The sequence below is a fragment of the Clostridium sp. DL1XJH146 genome, assembly GCF_054819755.1.
The window spans coordinates 188,845-207,949 of record NZ_JBTVVN010000001.1; the positions used below are offsets into that span (position 1 = coordinate 188,845).

General features: G+C 29.5%; 20 protein-coding genes. 1 reads left to right on the forward strand and 19 read right to left on the reverse strand.

Translation table 11 applies throughout. The features are described from left to right. Positions 1 to 20: 20 nt before the first annotated feature. Positions 21 to 1,661: a DAK2 domain-containing protein gene (locus ACVHXK_RS00960; protein WP_461204466.1), complete on the reverse strand. Its 1,641-nt coding sequence runs from the start codon at positions 1,659 to 1,661 to the stop codon at positions 21 to 23. Between the two features lie 14 nt (positions 1,662 to 1,675). Beyond that, positions 1,676 to 2,026 (reverse strand): Asp23/Gls24 family envelope stress response protein, encoded by a 351-nt coding sequence (locus ACVHXK_RS00965; RefSeq protein ID WP_461204467.1) that lies wholly within the window; start codon positions 2,024 to 2,026, stop codon positions 1,676 to 1,678. 301 nt (positions 2,027 to 2,327) lie between these two features. On the opposite strand from ACVHXK_RS00965, the gene rpmB reads away from it, so the two are divergent. After that, positions 2,328 to 2,519 carry a 50S ribosomal protein L28 gene (gene rpmB / locus ACVHXK_RS00970; protein WP_461204468.1) on the forward strand — a complete coding sequence of 64 codons (192 nt, stop codon included), beginning with the start codon at positions 2,328 to 2,330 and terminating at the stop codon, positions 2,517 to 2,519. Between the two features lie 193 nt (positions 2,520 to 2,712). Here rpmB and ACVHXK_RS00975 read toward each other — a convergent pair whose 3' ends face one another. From ACVHXK_RS00975 to ACVHXK_RS01055, 17 genes are all read right to left on the reverse strand, one after another. Continuing rightward, a complete protein-coding gene (locus tag ACVHXK_RS00975) occupies positions 2,713 to 3,351 on the reverse strand; it encodes a thiamine diphosphokinase (protein WP_461204469.1) in 639 nt (212 codons plus the stop codon). Next, on the reverse strand, positions 3,348 to 4,001 hold the full coding sequence (rpe, locus tag ACVHXK_RS00980; protein WP_461204470.1) for a ribulose-phosphate 3-epimerase: 654 nt from the start codon (positions 3,999 to 4,001) through the stop codon (positions 3,348 to 3,350). Before rpe ends, ACVHXK_RS00975 begins: the two co-directional genes overlap by 4 nt. Beyond that, positions 3,995 to 4,864 carry a ribosome small subunit-dependent GTPase A gene (gene rsgA, locus ACVHXK_RS00985; RefSeq protein WP_461204471.1) on the reverse strand — a complete coding sequence of 290 codons (870 nt, stop codon included), beginning with the start codon at positions 4,862 to 4,864 and terminating at the stop codon, positions 3,995 to 3,997. The genes rpe and rsgA overlap by 7 nt, the downstream gene beginning before the upstream one ends. 137 nt (positions 4,865 to 5,001) lie before the next feature. After that, on the reverse strand, positions 5,002 to 6,954 hold the full coding sequence (pknB, locus tag ACVHXK_RS00990) for a Stk1 family PASTA domain-containing Ser/Thr kinase (protein ID WP_461204472.1): 1,953 nt from the start codon (positions 6,952 to 6,954) through the stop codon (positions 5,002 to 5,004). A 2-nt stretch (positions 6,955 to 6,956) separates the two neighbouring features. Further along, the gene (locus tag ACVHXK_RS00995; protein ID WP_461204473.1) at positions 6,957 to 7,706 is read right to left on the reverse strand and encodes a Stp1/IreP family PP2C-type Ser/Thr phosphatase; all 750 of its coding nucleotides are present in this window, start codon (positions 7,704 to 7,706) and stop codon (positions 6,957 to 6,959) included. Positions 7,707 to 7,708: 2 nt separating this feature from the next. Next, positions 7,709 to 8,755, reverse strand: a complete 1,047-nt coding sequence (gene rlmN, locus ACVHXK_RS01000; RefSeq protein WP_461204474.1) for a dual-specificity RNA methyltransferase RlmN — start codon at positions 8,753 to 8,755, stop codon at positions 7,709 to 7,711. 5 nt (positions 8,756 to 8,760) lie between these two features. Next, on the reverse strand, positions 8,761 to 10,092 hold the full coding sequence (gene rsmB / locus ACVHXK_RS01005; protein ID WP_461204475.1) for a 16S rRNA (cytosine(967)-C(5))-methyltransferase RsmB: 1,332 nt from the start codon (positions 10,090 to 10,092) through the stop codon (positions 8,761 to 8,763). Positions 10,093 to 10,103: 11 nt separating this feature from the next. Next, positions 10,104 to 10,784, reverse strand: coding sequence for a zinc metallopeptidase (locus ACVHXK_RS01010; protein ID WP_461204476.1), 681 nt, complete (start codon positions 10,782 to 10,784; stop codon positions 10,104 to 10,106). Between the two features lie 12 nt (positions 10,785 to 10,796). Then, positions 10,797 to 11,726 carry a methionyl-tRNA formyltransferase gene (gene fmt / locus ACVHXK_RS01015; protein ID WP_461204477.1) on the reverse strand — a complete coding sequence of 310 codons (930 nt, stop codon included), beginning with the start codon at positions 11,724 to 11,726 and terminating at the stop codon, positions 10,797 to 10,799. A 12-nt stretch (positions 11,727 to 11,738) separates the two neighbouring features. Further along, on the reverse strand, positions 11,739 to 12,194 hold the full coding sequence (def, locus tag ACVHXK_RS01020) for a peptide deformylase (RefSeq protein WP_461204478.1): 456 nt from the start codon (positions 12,192 to 12,194) through the stop codon (positions 11,739 to 11,741). A 13-nt stretch (positions 12,195 to 12,207) separates the two neighbouring features. Next, the gene (gene priA / locus ACVHXK_RS01025; protein ID WP_461204479.1) at positions 12,208 to 14,412 is read right to left on the reverse strand and encodes a primosomal protein N'; all 2,205 of its coding nucleotides are present in this window, start codon (positions 14,410 to 14,412) and stop codon (positions 12,208 to 12,210) included. A gap of 50 nt (positions 14,413 to 14,462) precedes the next feature. Next, positions 14,463 to 15,677 carry a bifunctional phosphopantothenoylcysteine decarboxylase/phosphopantothenate--cysteine ligase CoaBC gene (gene coaBC, locus ACVHXK_RS01030; RefSeq protein WP_461204480.1) on the reverse strand — a complete coding sequence of 405 codons (1,215 nt, stop codon included), beginning with the start codon at positions 15,675 to 15,677 and terminating at the stop codon, positions 14,463 to 14,465. Next, positions 15,637 to 15,870 carry a DNA-directed RNA polymerase subunit omega gene (gene rpoZ / locus ACVHXK_RS01035; protein WP_461204481.1) on the reverse strand — a complete coding sequence of 78 codons (234 nt, stop codon included), beginning with the start codon at positions 15,868 to 15,870 and terminating at the stop codon, positions 15,637 to 15,639. Before rpoZ ends, coaBC begins: the two co-directional genes overlap by 41 nt. Continuing rightward, positions 15,851 to 16,492: a guanylate kinase gene (gene gmk, locus ACVHXK_RS01040; protein WP_461204482.1), complete on the reverse strand. Its 642-nt coding sequence runs from the start codon at positions 16,490 to 16,492 to the stop codon at positions 15,851 to 15,853. Before gmk ends, rpoZ begins: the two co-directional genes overlap by 20 nt. Further along, positions 16,492 to 16,764 (reverse strand): extracellular matrix/biofilm regulator RemA, encoded by a 273-nt coding sequence (gene remA / locus ACVHXK_RS01045; RefSeq protein ID WP_461204483.1) that lies wholly within the window; start codon positions 16,762 to 16,764, stop codon positions 16,492 to 16,494. The genes gmk and remA overlap by 1 nt, the downstream gene beginning before the upstream one ends. A 15-nt stretch (positions 16,765 to 16,779) precedes the next feature. Then, the gene (locus ACVHXK_RS01050) at positions 16,780 to 17,661 is read right to left on the reverse strand and encodes a YicC/YloC family endoribonuclease (protein WP_461204484.1); all 882 of its coding nucleotides are present in this window, start codon (positions 17,659 to 17,661) and stop codon (positions 16,780 to 16,782) included. A 426-nt stretch (positions 17,662 to 18,087) separates the two neighbouring features. After that, positions 18,088 to 19,071: an asparaginase gene (locus tag ACVHXK_RS01055; protein WP_461204485.1), complete on the reverse strand. Its 984-nt coding sequence runs from the start codon at positions 19,069 to 19,071 to the stop codon at positions 18,088 to 18,090. Positions 19,072 to 19,105 lie beyond the last annotated feature (34 nt).

The window sequence follows — 19,105 nt, forward strand, 5'->3', positions numbered from 1 at the left end:
AAAAGCCCGCAGGCTTTTTTTTATTCTACAGAAATTATAAAATAATAAAGTGGTTGTTTACCATTGAAGTTTTGAACATCTATTTCATCAAATTTTTCTTCTATGCTATCCACTAAATCATTAACTTTATCTTCATCACAATCTTTTCCAAAATATATTGATATAAGTTCTGAATCTTCATCCGTCATTTCATCAATTAGTTCTTTTGCTACTTGATAAATATCATCACCCACACATGTTATTTTACCTTCGCTAAGCCCTAGTATATTACCTTCTTTAATCTGTTTGCCATCGAATTCAGTATCTCGAACTGCATAAGTTACCGATGAAGTTTTTACATCTTCAATTATATCTTTCATGTTTTCAATATTGTTTTCCACTGAACTATGTTCATTAAAAACCGTTATTGCAGCAATCCCCTGAGGAATAGTTTTAGTTGGAATTACAAAAACATTTTTTTCGGAAATTTCAGCAGCTTGTTCTGCGGCCATAATTATGTTTTTGTTATTTGGAAGGATAAATATATTCTGTGCATTTATCTTTTCAATTTTTTCTAACAAATCTTGGGTGCTAGGGTTCATAGTTTGACCACCTTCAATAACTGCCTTTACTCCTAAATCATTGAATATGTCTTTTAACCCTTCCCCCATAACTACTGAAACAAATGAATATTCTTTTTCTTCTTCTACTAAACTTTTCGCTTCTTCGCTATAGTTAATTCCTAAAGTTTCTCTATGTTCTTCTCTCATATTATCAATTTTAATTTTTGATAATTCTCCATATTTAACTGCTTGTGATAATACCCAACCTGGGTCGTTAGTGTGTATATGTGTTTTTATTATATCCTCCATGCCAATAACAATAATTGAGTCTCCCATAGGAGCTATAGTTTCTCTAAAACTATCAGCACAAGATACAGCTTCTTCTGTTCTTATAAAAAATTCTGTGCAATAGCCAAATTTTATTGTAGCTGGATCAATGCGTTGTTGTACACTATAATCTTGCTTTGCTTCCCCAGATGTATTTTCTTCATACTTAATCTCGGTGAAATCATTCTTTAATACTTCAAGCATTCCTTTGAATAATATCAACAATCCCATACCGCCAGCATCAACAACTTTAGCTTCCTTTAGTGCAGGTAACATATCAGGGGTTTTATTTAAAACCTCTTCACTATAAGCACATACTTTTTCCATCAATATAGTAACATTTGATTCTTCCACTTCCATTGCTTTTTCGCCTGCTGATCTTATAATTGTTAAAATCGTACCCTCAGTGGGCCTCATTACAGCTTTGTATGCATACTTAGAACCCTGTTCAATTGCTTTAGAAAATTGATCAGCATCAACTTCATTAAAGCCTTCAAGCCCTTTTGCAATCCCTCTAAATATTTGTGATAGAATTACCCCTGAATTTCCTCTAGCTCCCATTAGAGCTCCTCTTGAAACAAGTCTAGCAATTTCGCCTATGTTATCAGTATCTTTATCTTTAATCTCATTCACAGCGCTACTGAAAGTCATTGACATATTTGTTCCTGTATCCCCATCAGGTACTGGGAACACATTTAATGAATTGACATACTCCTTTTGTTTTTCCAGATTATTAGAAGCGTGTATTAGCATATCTTTTAGTTTATTTCCGTTCAATCTATATTGTTCCAACTGCTAGTACCTCCTTATACTCTTACCCCTTGAACATTTACTGTAACACTAGATACTTTCAAACCCGTATGTGATTCAACATTATATTTTATCTTTTGTATAATGTTGTTCGCTATAACAGATATCTTAGTTCCATACTCTACAATTATAAATAATTCAATGCTCAGAACATTATTATTATTATTAATTTTTACACCTTTACTAAACTTGTCACCTTTTGTAATCAACTCCCAAAATCCTTCTGATGCATTTTTAGACGCCATACCTACTACCCCATAACATTCCATAGTAGAAAGCCCTACAATATCTGCAAGAACATCTTCTGAGTAATTAATAGCTCCTAAACTGTTAGAAAGTTCCATCATGATAATTTCCTCCTTATCAACTGGTACCATAGTAATTATTGTATATTATAATACTAAATTTATCAAGAATGTATTAAAATATACTTTAAATTGATTTTAATACATATTTGATAGATTAGCAAGAAACAATAACATAATTTATATACTAATGATGTTTTTAAGTACTCTAAATTACACTATATCTAAAAAATATTTTTTTTCATAAAAATGAAATTTACCGTTGCAAAATACCGTTTTTATATGGTACAATATTACTCGGTTACTTTGAAGTCGAACCATCGAAGTTTTAGGAGGTGTTTTTATGGCAAGAAGATGTGAAATATGCGGTAAGGGTGTTGTAGCAGGTGTGCAATATAGCCACTCTCACCGACAAAGTAAAAGAACATGGGCACCAAATTTAAAGAGAGTCAAGGCTGTTGTTAATGGAACACCAAAGAGAATCACTGTTTGTACAAGATGCCTACGTTCTGGAAAAGTCCAACGTGCAGTATAATTATAAACAAGCTAAATAAAAAAATGCAATTGAATTATCAATTGCATTTTTTTATTTTTTGTTTTTAATAAATATTCTAATAATCGAAGAAATAAATCTAGGTACCTTGACAGCAACAATTTTCATATACTCCTCCTAGTACAGATTAACTCTCTACTATGTTATGCGGATATATAAAAAATGTTACTAATTTTTAGTCAATTGAATAAAATACTATTAATACTCCACTTTTAAAACTAATATTTACAGAAGTATTGTTAAATACATTTGATATTGTCATAGCATTGCCTATAGCTAAATCATAGTCTTTTAAACAATATTTAGCTCCAATTATAGACAATCTTTCTACCTTTTCAGTATAAGGCATTAATGAAAAGGTTTTTCCTTTATGCCCCAAAAGTTTAGTATCTTTACTTATCATGAAAATTTCATTATTATCATCAATAATTTTACCTTTAACGTTCTTTTTTAAGCATTTATACAACATAACTAAGTTACCCATTAAATGGTCCACTCTAGTGCCTGTACAACCTATGAAAGCAATTTCATCAGCACCTAAATCAATTGCTCTATTTAAGGCGAGTTCAGTATCTGTAAAATCTTTTTCAGGTGGATATATTTCTATCTTAACTTTCTCATTAAGAGAAAAAAATTCTAGTATATTGTCATCTATAGAGTCCATATCCCCTATTATAAAATCTGGTGTTAATCCGCACTTATAAGCGCAATTAGCACCGCTATCCGCACATATAATATATTTACTCTCTATAAGTTCTCTTTGAATTAAATCAAGAGAGGGACATTCTCCTCCACAAAACACTACTATTTTCATCTTAAAGCCCTTTTTAATTCATCAATATTTTCCCTCATAGCACCATTTTTAAACACTGCAGAGCCCGCCACAATAAGATTTGCACCACAATTTACAACTTCTTTAATATTATGAGATTTAATCCCTCCATCAACTTCAATAATCAAATCAGGATTTGACTTATTTGAATAATCTCTTAATTCCTTTATTTTTTCAGAACAGTATTCAATATATGACTGGCCACCAAATCCAGGATTAACAGACATTATAAGCACTAAGTCCAAGTTTCCTATTAAATGTTTTATAGTATTAACCGGTGTTGCTGGATTAAGAGCTATTCCAGCCTTTATTCCAAAACTTTTTATATAATTTATAGTTCTATCAATATGTCTATCTGTTTCATAGTGGATAGTAATAATGTCCGCTCCAGCATCTACAAATTCTTTAATAAAATTTGACGGATTCTCAATCATAAGATGAACATCAAAAACCATTTTCGTTATAGGTCTCACCGCTTTAATAATAGGAAATCCAAAAGAAATATTAGGAACAAAGTTTCCATCCATAACATCAATATGCAATACCTCAATGTTATTCTTTTCTAATTCTTTTAAATCTTCTCCTAATTTAGTGAAATCTGCTGACAAAATTGATGGTGCAATTCTTACCATTTTTTACACTCCTTTTTAAACTCTTCTAATGTTTTTATATAAAATTCATATCTTGTTAAATTAATTTTTTTTTCTTCAACAGCATTCTTAACTGCACATTTTGGTTCTTTATAATGTAAACATCCTTTATATTTGCACAGGTAATCATATTCGTAAAATTCTGGGAAGCAATCTTGTATCTGCTTTTCTGATTGAAAAGATACGTTTAGATTTGAAAACCCCGGAGTATCAACTACAAATCCGTCACAAGTATGTATCAATTCACTATGCCTAGTTGTATGCTTCCCACGTTTTAGCTTGGCACTTATTTCTCCAGTTTTCATTACTTCTTTTCCAACTAAATTATTCAATATTGTAGATTTCCCAACTCCTGAAGGTCCACAAAAAACACATACGTTATTCTTTATCTTATCATAAATTTTATCCAAACCAATATTCATTTTCCCATTTGCAAATATATACTCATAGTGAATAGATTCTATCATTTTTACAGCCTCTAAATCCATATAATTTTCATTTAAATCAATTTTATTAAAAACTACACAACATTCAATATCGTTTGTCTCACATTGAAGTAAAAACTTATTTAAAAGATCTAAGTTTATTTCAGGACTTTTAACGGCTACAACTATAAAAGCTAGAGTTACATTAGAAACTAATGGTCTAAGTAATAGATTATTTCTTTTCCCAATCGTTTCTATAACTCCTTTACCATCGTTGCTGATTTTAACACTAACGATATCTCCAACTACAGGAGTCAATCCCTTATTTCTGAAATTCCCTCTAGCTTTACACTCAATTATTTCGCCATTATTTTCTACATAGTAAAATCCACCTATGCCTTTTATAATTCTACCTTGCATAAATCCACCTTTACTTTCGTTATGAAGTTTCCAATTTTAAAATCAATCCATACACACAAAACTCAATCATTAATAAGCATTTTGTACATGCATAAAGCCGGTTTCATTTCTGAAACTCTCTAACTTCAATTTTTTTATTAATTTTCTTCTTGTACTACACCTTCATCAATTGTATTTTCTTCAGTTATAATATCTTCTTCTAGTGTAGGCTCTTCTTCAGTTTTATTATTTATAGTATCTTCAGTTTCAACCACAATTTCTGTTCCTTTTTCCACTTTAGTTTCGGAAGAATACGTTTGGGATACGATAATATAGTCATTCTCCCCTTGATAATTAAGTGATAAACCAATTTCATTTACTATATTTAAAGCCTCTTTTACACTCTTACCAACCAAATCAGGAACCTTAACCATGCTAGGGGTATAAATGTAGTATGATACATCTATCTTAGTGTTAGCAGCTATTTCAATATTTTTAGGAATACTTTGTATAGCCACTTTATTTTCTAAGGTACTGTCATTAGTCTCTATTTCATTTACTTTCCCAAGTTTTAGATTTGAATCTTTTAAAGTTTCAATAGCCTTATCATACGTTTGATCCACAATTACTGGCATAATTACATATTTGACACTACTACCATTGCTTACTACCAAATCAAGAGATGTATTGCTATCCACTTGAATTCCTTGCTTGATTTCTTGGCTTATGACAATATTTTTGTCATATAAATCACTATTTATATATTCAACATCTCCAAGTAATAGCCCATTCTCTTCTAACAAAAATTTTGCCGCTTCAAGATTACTATTAACAAGTTCTGGTACTGTAGTATTTGAAGTTCCTTTACTAATCAAAACTCTAATAACATCCACCGAATTCTTATCTATTTTAGATCCCTCATAAGGGTAACATTGAATTACGGAACCCATCTTTTCTGTGCTAGAAATTTCAATAGGAATCATTTCTAATCCATATGAACTCATCAATTTCTCAGCATCTTCTTCCATCATTCCTGATAAACTTGGAATTTCAACCATTTCTACCTTTTTAGTCTTATCAAATGTAAGTTTACCCGTACCAGCCAAATAAGATAGAGAAAAAGTAGCTACGGCTGCAACTATGACGCCTATTATCATTAGATTTCTTTTTTTGTTTGAATTATTATTTTTTTTATCTTTATTATAATTTTCTTCTAATATTCTTTCCTCATTAAATACAGGTATAACCCTTGTTCTTTCCTGTTCACAAGTTACTTTATCTATTCTATAATTGATATCTGAAATTAAATTTTTTATATCATCAATAACTTTGTCAGCATTACAATATCTGTTATATTTTTCCTTCTGAAGAAGTTTAGCTACGAGATTATTAACACTTTTGGGTATACTTTCATTTATATCATTAGGATTGACTATTTCGTCTTGAATATGCATTATAGCAAGCGTTACTGCACTATCTGCATTAAAAGGCAATTTACCAGTAATCATTTCATATAATACAATACCTAAAGAATATAAATCAGATTGTTCATCAACGATATGTCCCTTTGCTTGTTCTGGTGATATATATTGTGCTGACCCTATTATTTTATCAGAGCTTGTTATTGTATCCTGAGATGGAACTTTAGCTATGCCAAAGTCTGTAACTTTAACTAATCCATCATTACTTATAAGAATATTATGAGACTTAATATCTCTATGAATTATTTGATTATTATGAGCATGCTTAAGCGCCATTGCTATTTGAAGGGCAATTTCCAAAGATTCTTCATAATCTAAAGAACGTCTTTCATTAATAATTTGTTTTAAATCTTTTCCCTCAATATACTCCATTACAATATATATAATATTTTGTTCTTCCACAATATCATACACTTTAACAATATTATTATGTGAGAGTCCAGCTACAGCCGTAGCTTCTTTCCTAAAATTTTTGGTGAAATTTTCATCTTTATAATAATTATCTTTAAGTATTTTAATAGTAACATACCTATTTAGAATATTACATTTACCTTTATAAACCTTGGCCATTCCGCCTTCACCAATTTTTTCGATTATTTCATACCTATTCTGAAGTATAGTTCCTATCATAATTAGCACTCTCCTTCAAATATCATTATAGAAATATTGTCTCTACTTCCATTATTAATAGCTTTTTTATACAACAATTCACAAGCATCAGCAATATTATTTTGTAATATTGTGTCTAGAATCATTTCATCATTTACTACATTAGATAATCCATCAGAGCATAAAAAAACATGAGTAATTTCTTTTAAATCAAACTTAAATGTATCTATTTCAACATCATCTGAAATTCCAAGGGCTCTTGTTATAACATTTTTTTGGGGGTGTACTTGTGCCTGTTCATATGTAATTATACCCAAATCAACAAGTTCTTGAACTAAAGAGTGATCTTTTGTGATTTTTAATATCTCTCCATTCTTGATAAAGTAACAAGAACTGTCTCCTACATGAGCAATTATTATATTATTTTCATTAACAACACTTAATGTTAATGTAGTTCCCATACCATCTAACTTTTTATCATCTTTCGAAAGGCGAAAAATTTCTTTATTACTTTTGGTAAATGCTGTTACTAAAATTTCCTCACATAAATATTTTTCTTCATTTTTTTTAATAGAAGCAAAAGTTTGATCAATAGCTAGTTTGCTTGCAATTTCTCCTGCATTATGCCCACCTAATCCATCAGCTACAGCTAAAACAATGTAGTTTTCCTTCTCTAAAACACCTAAATAATCCTGATTATTTATCCTAACAGATCCCTTATCTGACAAATAAGCAATTTTACCTAATTTATGCTCATGTACATTTGCCTTCATAATCAATCAACCCCACTTTTAGTTACCTCTTTTATGTGTTGGCTTCTAAGCTGTCCACAAGCACCACTTATGTCTGTTCCCATTTCTCGTCTAATAGTAGTTTCAATACCCAAATCTAGCATTTTATGCTGAAAGTTTAGAATAGACTCATTGTTTGATTTCTTAAAATTATTTTCCTCTATTTCATTTATAGGTATTAAATTCACATGACAAGGAAACCCTCTAATAATTTTACTTAATAATTCAGCATCTTTTAACGAATCATTCTTACCTTGTATTAACGCATATTCAAAAGATATTCTTCTTTTAGTTTTCTCATAATAATATTTACAACTATCAATTAATTCTAAAAGCGAATATTTCTCTGAAATTGGCATAATTTCATTTCTTTTCTTATCACTTGAAGCATGTAAGGATATAGCTAATGTAATTTGCAATTTTAAATCTGCAAGTTCAATGATTTTTGGTACAATTCCACAAGTGGATAAAGTTATTCTTCTTTGCCCTATATTAACAGTACTCTCACTGTTAATATTACCGATAAAATGAACAATATTATCAAAATTATCTAATGGTTCACCACTGCCCATCAATACAATATTAGAAATCCTAATATCTAAATTATTTTGTACGCATAAAAGTTGAGCTGTAATTTCTCCTGAAGAAAGATTTCTCATAAATCCTCCAATAGTGGAAGCACAAAATTTACAACCCATTTTACATCCAACTTGTGTAGAAACACATATAGAGTATCCATATTTATACTTCATAACTACAGTTTCAATATACTTGCCATCATATAATTTTAATAAAAATTTAGAAGTGCCATCTTTGGATTTTTGAACTTTCACAATTTCCGGTATTTGAATATTCAATTTTTCTTTTAATGTTTTCCGTAAATCTTTTGGTATATTATTCATTTCTTCAAAATCAGTTTTACCCAATTTATACACCCAATCAAAAATTTGCTTTGCTCTAAATTTTTGATATTTGTTTTGCTGTAACCATACTTTAAACTCTTCTATATTATAATCGAGAAAATTATTCATAAATATTACATCCTTCTTTTTAACTTAGCTATATAAAACCCATCCATGTATTTGTTTGGTAAAATTGTTAAAGTTCCTATTTCATCATATATTAAATTGGGAAGATTTCCAACAAAAATCTTTTCTGTAATATAGTTTTTATTATTCTTCAAAAACCATTGAATATTTTTTTCATTCTCATCTTTATTTAAAGTGCATGTAGAATAAATTAAATACCCTCCAACTTTTACATATTGTGCTGCATTTTTAATTATTTTTCTTTGCATCTCAATTAATGTATCAAAGTTTTTATCCATGTTTATATATTTAATTTCTGGTTTTTTACGAATGATACCAATTCCTGAGCAAGGTACATCTACTAGTACTCTATCTCCTCCGTCAATCAAATATGCATTCTGTATTTCTGCATCATGTATTTGTACATCAGTATTAGATATCCCTAATCTTTTTATATTATCATTAATCAATTTAATTTTATGTTTATGGATATCGAAAGCTTTAACTACACCAGTATTATTAAGGAGTTCCGCAATATGAGTCGTTTTTCCTCCAGGTGCGCTACACAAATCAAATACTGTAATATTGTCTCTAACATCAGAAACTAATCCAACTAGCATTGCGCTTTCATCCTGAACTGTTATTTTCCCATCAACAAATGCAGAATTTTTTTCAATACTGCCACCCTTTTCTATATGTATAGCTTCTGGACAAATAAAGCCTTCCTCAATTTCATAACCATCTTTTTTCAGCAAATTAAAAGTATCATCATAATCACCTTTAAGACTATTAACTCTAACAGTAACATTAGGTACTTCATTTAAACCTTCCATAATTTCTTTTGCTCTATCTATCCCATATTGCTGTTTTAATAATTTTACAAACGGCATTGGAAAGGAATACTCAAAACATAATTCATCCATTTTATTTTTAAAAATAACTCTAGATTCTTTTTCTCTTAAATATGACCTTAAAACTCCATTTACTAACTTAGAAAGCGATTTTTTATTTTTTGAAAGTTGGACACCTTCATTCACTACTGCAAATGAAGGTATTTTATCTAAATATTTCAATTGGTATATTGACATTCTTAAAATATTTGCAATAAACGCCTCTTTTTTCTCTAAATCTTTTATTCCTTTCGTTAAGAAACTATCTAGTATTCTATCAATTGTATTTTTATACTTTGTTGTTCCATAAACTATTTGTGTAATTAATGCTCTATCTTTTATATTAATATCTTCATTTCTTAGGACCTTGTTCAAATAGATGTTTGAATAAGCTCCTTCATTAAATATTTTAGTTAATACATCTGTTGCATAGTACCTAGCATTTTTCATTTTTACCATCCTTAGTCTCTGCTTCTACTTAATAAAATTAATCTTACAAGTTGCAAAATAGAAGTTATTGCTGCTGCAACATACGTTAATGCAGCCGCACTTAAAACAGATTTCGCTCCTTTTACCTCATCTCCATACAATATACCTTTTTGTGAAAGAACTCCTAAAGCTCTACTAGATGCATTAAATTCTACTGGAAGAGTTACTATTTGAAACAAAACTACTGCTGAAAAAAGAAGAATCCCTATATTAATAAGTCCTGAACTACTAAATAAAAACCCTATCATTATAATAATCCATGATGCCCTAGAACTAAAATTAACACCAGGTGCTATAGCTCCTCTTATTTTCAAAGGTACATAGTTATTCTTATGCTGTATTGCGTGGCCTGTTTCATGTGCCGCTACCCCAATTGCTGCAATAGAATTACTATTATAAACAGAATCTGACAATCTCATAACTCTTCCTACAGGGTCATAATGGTCTGTAAGAGAACCTCTTATATGTTGGACCTCTATATCAAATAAGCCTTCACTATCTAATAAATTTCTAGCAACTTCTGCACCTGTCAATCCATTTATACTTTTTACTTTAGAATATTTTTTAAAAGTTGATTTCACTTTCATCTGAGCCCATCCTGATAGAATTATAGCAGGAAGTAAAATAATTATTGTATAATCATAAAAAAACATAAACTCACTCCTTTATATCAAAACTTTGCCTTTTTCAACTGAATTACCTTTCAAATAATCTATTACATCTAGAGCTTTTTTTCCTGGGAACTGAATTCTTTTAATTAATAAAGTTCCATTTCCACAAGATACTTCAATTCCATTTTCACTTACAGCTATTATTGTACCCGGCAACTCATTACAGTCTTTTACTAATACTTCTGCTTTAAAAATTTTCATTGTTTTATTATCTAGACTAGTATGAGTTACTGGCCAAGGATTTAATCCTCTGATTAAATTATTAATATCTTCAGCTTTTTTAGTCCAATCAATTTTAGCTAATTCCTTATTGAGCATAGGTGCATAACAACTCATAGTATCATCTTGTTTTGTTGGAATTATTTCGCCATTATATACGCCTTCAATAGTTTTCAATAGAAGTTCTGATCCTTTTTCTTTTAAAATATCATGTAATTCACCAGCAGTCATTTGCTCACTAATGGCAACTTCTTGTTTAAGTAGCATATCTCCTGTATCTAGTCCCACGTCCATCAACATAGACGTATTACCACTAACTTTCTCTCCACTTATTATTGCCCAATTGAGGGGTGCCGCTCCTCTATATTTAGGTAATAAAGAGGCATGCAAATTTATGCAAGCATACTTTGGTATATCTAAAACTTCTTTTGGAAGTATTTGCCCATAAGCTACTACAATAATAAAATCTGGTTTGATTTCTTTTAATTCATCTAAATATTCTATTTCTTTTCTCAGTTTTACTGGTTGATATACTTTTATATTATTTTCTACTGCAACTTCCTTTACTGGTGATACTGCTAATTTTTTTCCTCTGCCTTTTGGCCTATCCGGTTGAGTGAAAACAGCTATAACATCAAATTTATCTATTAACTTTTTTAATGAAGGAACTGCAAACTCTGGTGTACCCATAAAAACAATATTCATCGAATCACCTCTTTACTCATTTATGTTATTATTAACAATTTTATCAATAAATAATACCCCATTTAGATGATCTGTTTCATGGCATATAGCCCTAGCTAAATACCCTTCTGCTTCTAAAGTAAATTCTTGCCCGTTTTCATTTAATGCTTTTAATGTAAGTTTATTAGGTCTATCAACGTCTCCTTGTTCACCAGGAACACTTAAACATCCTTCAGTATCTATTTGACTTCCTTCTTCATTTGTAATTTCCGGATTAATCAATACTAAAGGTCCTTCCCCGATATCTATAACTGCAAGTCTTTTCAAAATCCCTACTTGTGGCGCCGCAAGACCAACTCCATTTGCATCATACATAGTTTCAAACATATCTTTTATAAGTATTTTAATTCTATCATTGACTTCTTTTACTTTTTTACTTTTTTTTCTTAAAACCTCGTCACCATTTTCTCTGATATTTCTTAAAGCCATTACTTTTCCTCCTCTATAATAAATTGCTAGGATTTACATCGATGCTAATTCTAATTTTATTGCCTGATTTTTTTGAATTTTTATATACTATTTCTTTTATTTCATTAGCTATTTTCACAGTGAATTTACCTTTAATAATTATTTGCCACCTAAAAAAATTTTTAATTTTGTTCAATGAACATGGAGATGATCCTAATATAATTATTTTATCATTGTTTAAATATTTTTGCTTTAAAATATTACTAATAAAATGAATATTTTTTATTAATATTTCCTCCTCTTTACTACTTAAATTTATTAATATTAATTTTGAAAAAGGTGGATAATATAAATTCTTTCTCATTTCTATTTCTCTGTTATAAAATGCAATATAATTGTTCTCTATAGCCATCTGAATTGCATAATTCAGTGGGTCATAAGTTTGAATAACTACTTTACCTTGTTTACTTCCTCTTCCTGCTCTCCCACTTACTTGAGTTATAAGTTGAAAAGTCCTTTCTTCAGATCTGTAATCGGGTATATTTAATGAAATATCTGCGGCTAAGATTCCTACTACCGTAAGGTTATCAAAATCTAATCCTTTTGCAATCATTTGCGTCCCTATTAAAATATCCGCTTCTCTATTTTTAAATTTAAAATACAAATCTTCGTAGGAATTTTTTCCTCTAGTGGTATCAAAATCCATTCTGATAGTTCCCGCTTCCGGGAAAATTTTATTTATAATTTTTTCAACTTTTTCAGTACCAGTACCGAAATATTTTACATACTTGCTTCCACATTTAGGACATTTTTTAACAGGTTCATATTTCTTACCACAGTAATGACAATTTAACTTACCAGTATTATGATGATATGTAAGAGAAATATCACAATTGTCGCATTTAAAAACATAACCGCACTCTCTGCAAGAAACAAAAGTAGAAAATCCTCTACGATTTAAAAATAATAATACCTGCTCCTTATTTTCCAATGCAATTTTCATATTCCCATAAAGCTCTCTACTAAGAATAGATTTATTATCTCCTTTTAGTTCCTCTCTCATATCTACTAGTTGTATTTCAGGCATAGAAATATTCTTCACCCTTTTTTTTAATTCATATAGTTTATATTTTCCAATTAAACTTTTGTAATATGTATCAACAGAAGGTGTTGCAGAGCCTGATACAAGTTTACAGTCTGTTAACTCTGTATAAATTTCAGCGATTTCTCTAGCATCATATTTAGGATTACTATCTGATTTATAACTAGTTTCATGCTCTTCATCAATAATTATAAGTCCCAAATTTTTAAATGGAAGAAACAAAGCTGACCTTGCCCCTACCGCAACTCTTACTTCTCCATTTTTAACCCTCATCCATTCATCAAATCGTTGGCCTTCTGATAATTTAGAATGAAATACAGTTATATCTTTCCCAAACCTTCCTTTAAATCGTTCTACCATCTGTGGTGTTAAGCTTATTTCTGGAACTAAAATAATTGAATCCTTTTTTTCTTTAAGCATAATTTCTACTAAATTTAAATATATTTCTGTTTTACCACTACCTGTAACACCATGAACTAATGACATCTTATTATCACTATTTATGATACCGTTAATTATTTCAGTTTGATTTTTATTTAAACTTACTTTTTTATATTCAGTATATTCTCTATCATTATATCTATTATTTATAAATGTTTGCAATCCCAAATATTCATACTTTATTAAAGTATTTACAGATGATGTGGAAAAATTAAAAAGATTTTTAAGAGAATTTCTATTATATTTTCCTTGATTTTTTTCTACTATATTAAAAATTTCAATATATGGTTCTTTGTCAAACTTTCCTTCTAATGGCTTTATGGCAAATACTTTGTTTTCTATTTTATGAGTTTTGTCTTTTAATAATCCTCTAGGGATAAGTACTTTAATGCAATCTAAATAGGTACAAAGATATTTTAGTTTCATTATCTTTATAAGTTTTATATTTTGCATATTTAAAATGGGTTGTTCTTCTTTGATGTCTATTATTTCTTTTATATTTTTTTTATCATATTGTGGTTTTGGATTATATTCTAACACAAAAGCATCAACTGACTTATTATAAATACCAAAAGGAACAAGTATTCTTTGCCCAAGTTTAATTTTATCCAGTAAAGCATCTTTTACTTTATATGTAAATAATTGGTCTGTTTGAACTGATTCATTGTTTACAACAACATTTATATATTTTTTCAATCAAAACACCCTTTTCTCACTATATATAAGAAAAAAGCGCAATTGCGCTTTTATTTACTCATTATTAGGTCAAATAGATTGATTGCTACTTTTCTTTTCTCCATAACCTCAAGGTCTATTTTTGGGCCATTTTTAGATAAAATCGTTACTTTATTTAAATCAGACCTAAAACCTGTTTTATCAGATTTAATATCGTTTGCGACAATAAAATCTAGATTTTTATTAATAAGTTTCTTTTCAGCATTTATAATTAAATCATTACTTTCGGCTGCAAAACCAACTAATATTTGATTTTTCTTATTTTCCCCAAGTAATTTCAAAATATCACTATCTTTAATTAATTTAATAATAAGTTCTTCATTAGCTTTTTTAATTTTTTCGTGTGAATATCTAATCGTTTTGTAATCAGAAACAGCTGCTGCCATTATAGTGATATCAGATTTTTCATAATTATCCAAAACGGCTTTCTTCATTTGTTCATTTGTAGAAACATCTATTACATCAATGCCAAAAGGTTTTTTTAGCGACGAAGCTCCTAAAACAAGTGTAACATTTGCGCCTCTATCTCTAGCCTCCAACGCTATTTCATAACCCATTTTACCAGAAGATTTGTTGGTTATATATCTAACGGGATCAATAGGAGCATTTGTTGGCCCTGCTGAAACAAGAACATTTTTACCTACTAAGTCTTTCTTTGAATACAATTCTTTTAGTACATAATCAGTTATCATATCAGTTGATGCCAATTTTCCAGTGCCTACATCTCCACAAGCTAATCTGCCATCATCTGGTTCAATAAAATCATATCCAAAATTCCTTAATTTATCAATGTTATCTTTTACTATTAAGTTAGTCATCATATTAGTATTCGCTGCAGGTGCAAATATCACTGGCGCTTTTGTTGCCATAATAGTTGTTGTTAGCATATCATCAGCTATGCCATTGGCTACTTTGCCTAATACATTCACCGTTGCAGGACAAACTAAAAACAAATCTGCTTTTTTAGCTAATGATATATGTTCAATTTCCCAATGCTTAGGTTCATCAAACATATCTACCATAACTAAATTTTGACTTAGTGATTGAAATGCCAATGGCGAAACAAATTGAGTAGCATTTTGGGTCATAATTACATAGACATTAATATTTTTCTTTTTTAGTTTACTTATTACATCTAATGTTTTATAAACTGCAATACCACCAGTCACACCAATAACAACTGTTTTATTTTTCATAATCTTCCTTGCCTGTATATGTTGACTCATAAAAAACTCTTCCTTCATTAACTTCATTAATAGCTATTGATAATGGTTTTCTTATTGCTTCTGTTTCTAACAGTGACTTTTCACCTGCAATTATTTGTCTCGCTCTTCTTGATGTAACTGTAATAAGTGTATACCTATTTTCAGCTTTTTTTAAAAGTTCTACTACTGATGGATTAATCATAGAGTTGTTCATGTAACAACCCCTCCTTTGATAATATATTATGTTTCATTCTTTCAACACTACATTTTTCAGCAACCATTATACTATGTATTTTTTCAGCTGCTGCAACTACTTCATCATTGATTACAGCATAATTATATTTTGAAACAAAATTAATCTCTTTATAAGCTGATTTAAATCTTTTTATTAAAGATTCTTCTGTTTCACTTCCTCTTCCAATAATTCTTCTTTTTAACTCTTCCATTGAAGGCGGTAGTATAAAGATAAAAACTCCTTCTGGATAAGTCTCCTTTACACTAAGCGCCCCTTGTATATCAATTTCTAAAATAACATCTTTTCCCTGTTCTAATTTACTAATAACATTACTTCTAGGTGTACCATAATAGTTATCGTAAACTTCCGCATATTCAAGAAATTCACCTTTATGTATTTTTTCAATAAACTCCTCTTTTTTTGTAAAAAAGTAATTTACACCTTCCTTTTCTCCATATCTAGGCTCTCTTGTAGTAGCAGAAACAGATATCCAAAACTCATCATTAGTCTTTGCCAATTCTTTACATATAGTACCTTTTCCAGCTCCTGAAGGACCAGATATAACAAGTAAAAGACCTTTTTTGCTTTCATTATTAAGCATTATACATCGTCCTCATTCATAGGACCATCTTCTTTATTTGAAAGTCTATGCGCTACTGTTTCAGGTTGCACTGCTGAAAGAATTACATGGTCTGAATCTGTAATAATTACTGCCCTTGTTCTTCTACCATAAGTTGCATCAATCAACATTCCTCTTTCTCTCGCTTCTTGAATTATTCTTTTAATTGGTGCAGATTCTGGACTTACAATTGCAATTAGTCTATTTGCAGATACAATGTTTCCAAAACCAATATTGATTAGTTTTATACCCATTTCTTTCCCCCTCTATTATTCAATATTTTGAACTTGTTCTCTTATTTTTTCTATTAGATTTTTTATGTCTATAACACAATTAACAGTTTCTAAATCAGTAGATTTTGAAGCAATTGTATTAGCTTCTCTATTCATTTCTTGAATAACAAAATCTAGTTTTCTTCCAATCGGTTCATCTAACTTTAAAGTTTCTTTTATTTGTATTAAATGAGACCTTAGTCTTACGATTTCTTCATCAATTGAAGCCTTATCAGCAAAAATAGCAACTTCATTTGCAATTCTTGTTTCATCAATATCTTCTTTTTCAACCAATTCTTTTATTCTTTTTTCAAGTTTATTTTTATACTCTATTACTACTAAAGGAGCTTTAGTTTCTATAGTATACAACAATTTAGAAATTGCATCAACTTTTAGAATAACATCTTCTACTAATTTTTCCCCTTCTTCAGCTCTCATTTTAACTATGCCTTTAAGCGCTGTTTCAACAAGACACTTTAGTTCACTCCAAATTTCTTCTATATCATCTTCTTTTTTCTCTAATGATATTATATCTGGGTACCTAGCTATCAAAGAAATTGAAATATCATCCCTTATATCATATCTATCTTTAATAGATTTCAAACATTCAAAATAGTTATCAGCTAATTCTTTATTGAAGGTTAATTCTAAGTCTTCTGTGTTCAATTTATTATAAGACAGGAAAACATCTACTTTTCCTCTTTTTAATTTAGATTTAATCAAATTTCTAATTCTAGTCTCTAATTGAGTATAGTTTCTAGGCAATTTAACATTAATATCTAAATATCTATGATTTACACTTTTTATCTCAATTGTATAACTTTTAGAACAAATATCTTCAGATTCAGCTCTACCAAATCCTGTCATGCTTTTTGACATAAAATCATCCTTTCTAATATGATTATATCCATATCTTATTTATAATAACATATTTCATTTAATATTTAAACATAAGGTTTTTAAAAAGATAACTTTTCTGTTTCAATATTACATAATAAAAAAACAAAGCAAGACATAATATCTCGCTCATTTTGTTCAATTCTATAAAAATTAATATATTATCGTTCTCTACCTGTCAGGAATAATTTAATTATAAATAATATTACTAATATATACATAAGCATAGAAATTTTTGTAATACTTTCCATTATAAAGAAACTAACAATTATTAAAGCAGGTGCAGTTGCACATTCTCGGTGCTTGGTAGTAACCTCTGCCCATTATAGTCAGATTATATTTGCTAATAATTTTTCAACCAAGTGAGCATAACAAAATTATTTTATTGTGTCAATCACCATCATTTTTCTAATAAAACTCTTTTTCAAATAAATTTCTAATTTCTTTATAGTCAGATGTTTTTCCAAGAGCTAGCATCAATTTAATCCTTGCTTTCTGACCCGGAAGGTCATTCCCGAAAATAACACCCATATCTCTTAGCCCCTTACCCCCGCCATAATATCCATATGTACCAAGTACTCTCCCCATAAAGCATCGTGAAACTAAGACAATAATTATCCCTTTATCTAGTGCCTCTTTTATACCGTCAACCATTTTAGGTGGAACATTTCCTCTTCCTAAGGCTTCTATAACAATACCTTTGGTTCCTTTAGATATACAATATCTCAATAGTGAAGAATCCATACCAGCACCACATTTAATTAGTTCTACCTCTTCAGTAATAGTATTAGTTGTTATATAATCTTTATGAAGAGCTTCTCTATAGAAAATAACTTCATTGTTATCAACGATGCCTAAAGGTCCAAATTCCGGGCTTTGAAAAGTATTCAATTGCATTGAGTGAACTTTAGTAACTTCATAAGCTGAATTAAGTTCATCATTAAGGCATACCATAACCCCTTTATTTTTAGATTCATCTGAAATAGCCGTGCAAATCGATGCTGCCAAGTTTCCTGGTCCATCATATCCTAACTCAGAACTATTTCGCATAGCACCTGTAACAATAACAGGTTTAGAAGTATTTATTCTAAGACTAAGTAAATAAGCAGTTTCTTCCAATGTATCTGTACCATGAGTAACAACTACTCCTGATATATCATCCTTATTCATAATTTTAATAATATAGTCAGATAATTCAAACATATCTTTTGGGGTCATGTGTGGACCTGGATTATTTGAAAAAGTATATGTTTCTATTTTTGCAAAATTTTCAATTCCTGTTACCATAGACATCATTTCTTCTCCACTCAATGAAGGAACAGCGGCTTGTATCCTAGGGTCAATTTTCATCGATATAGTTCCACCATTAAATATTACTGCAACTTTTTTCATATATGATACCCACTTTCATTATATTTACTAAATT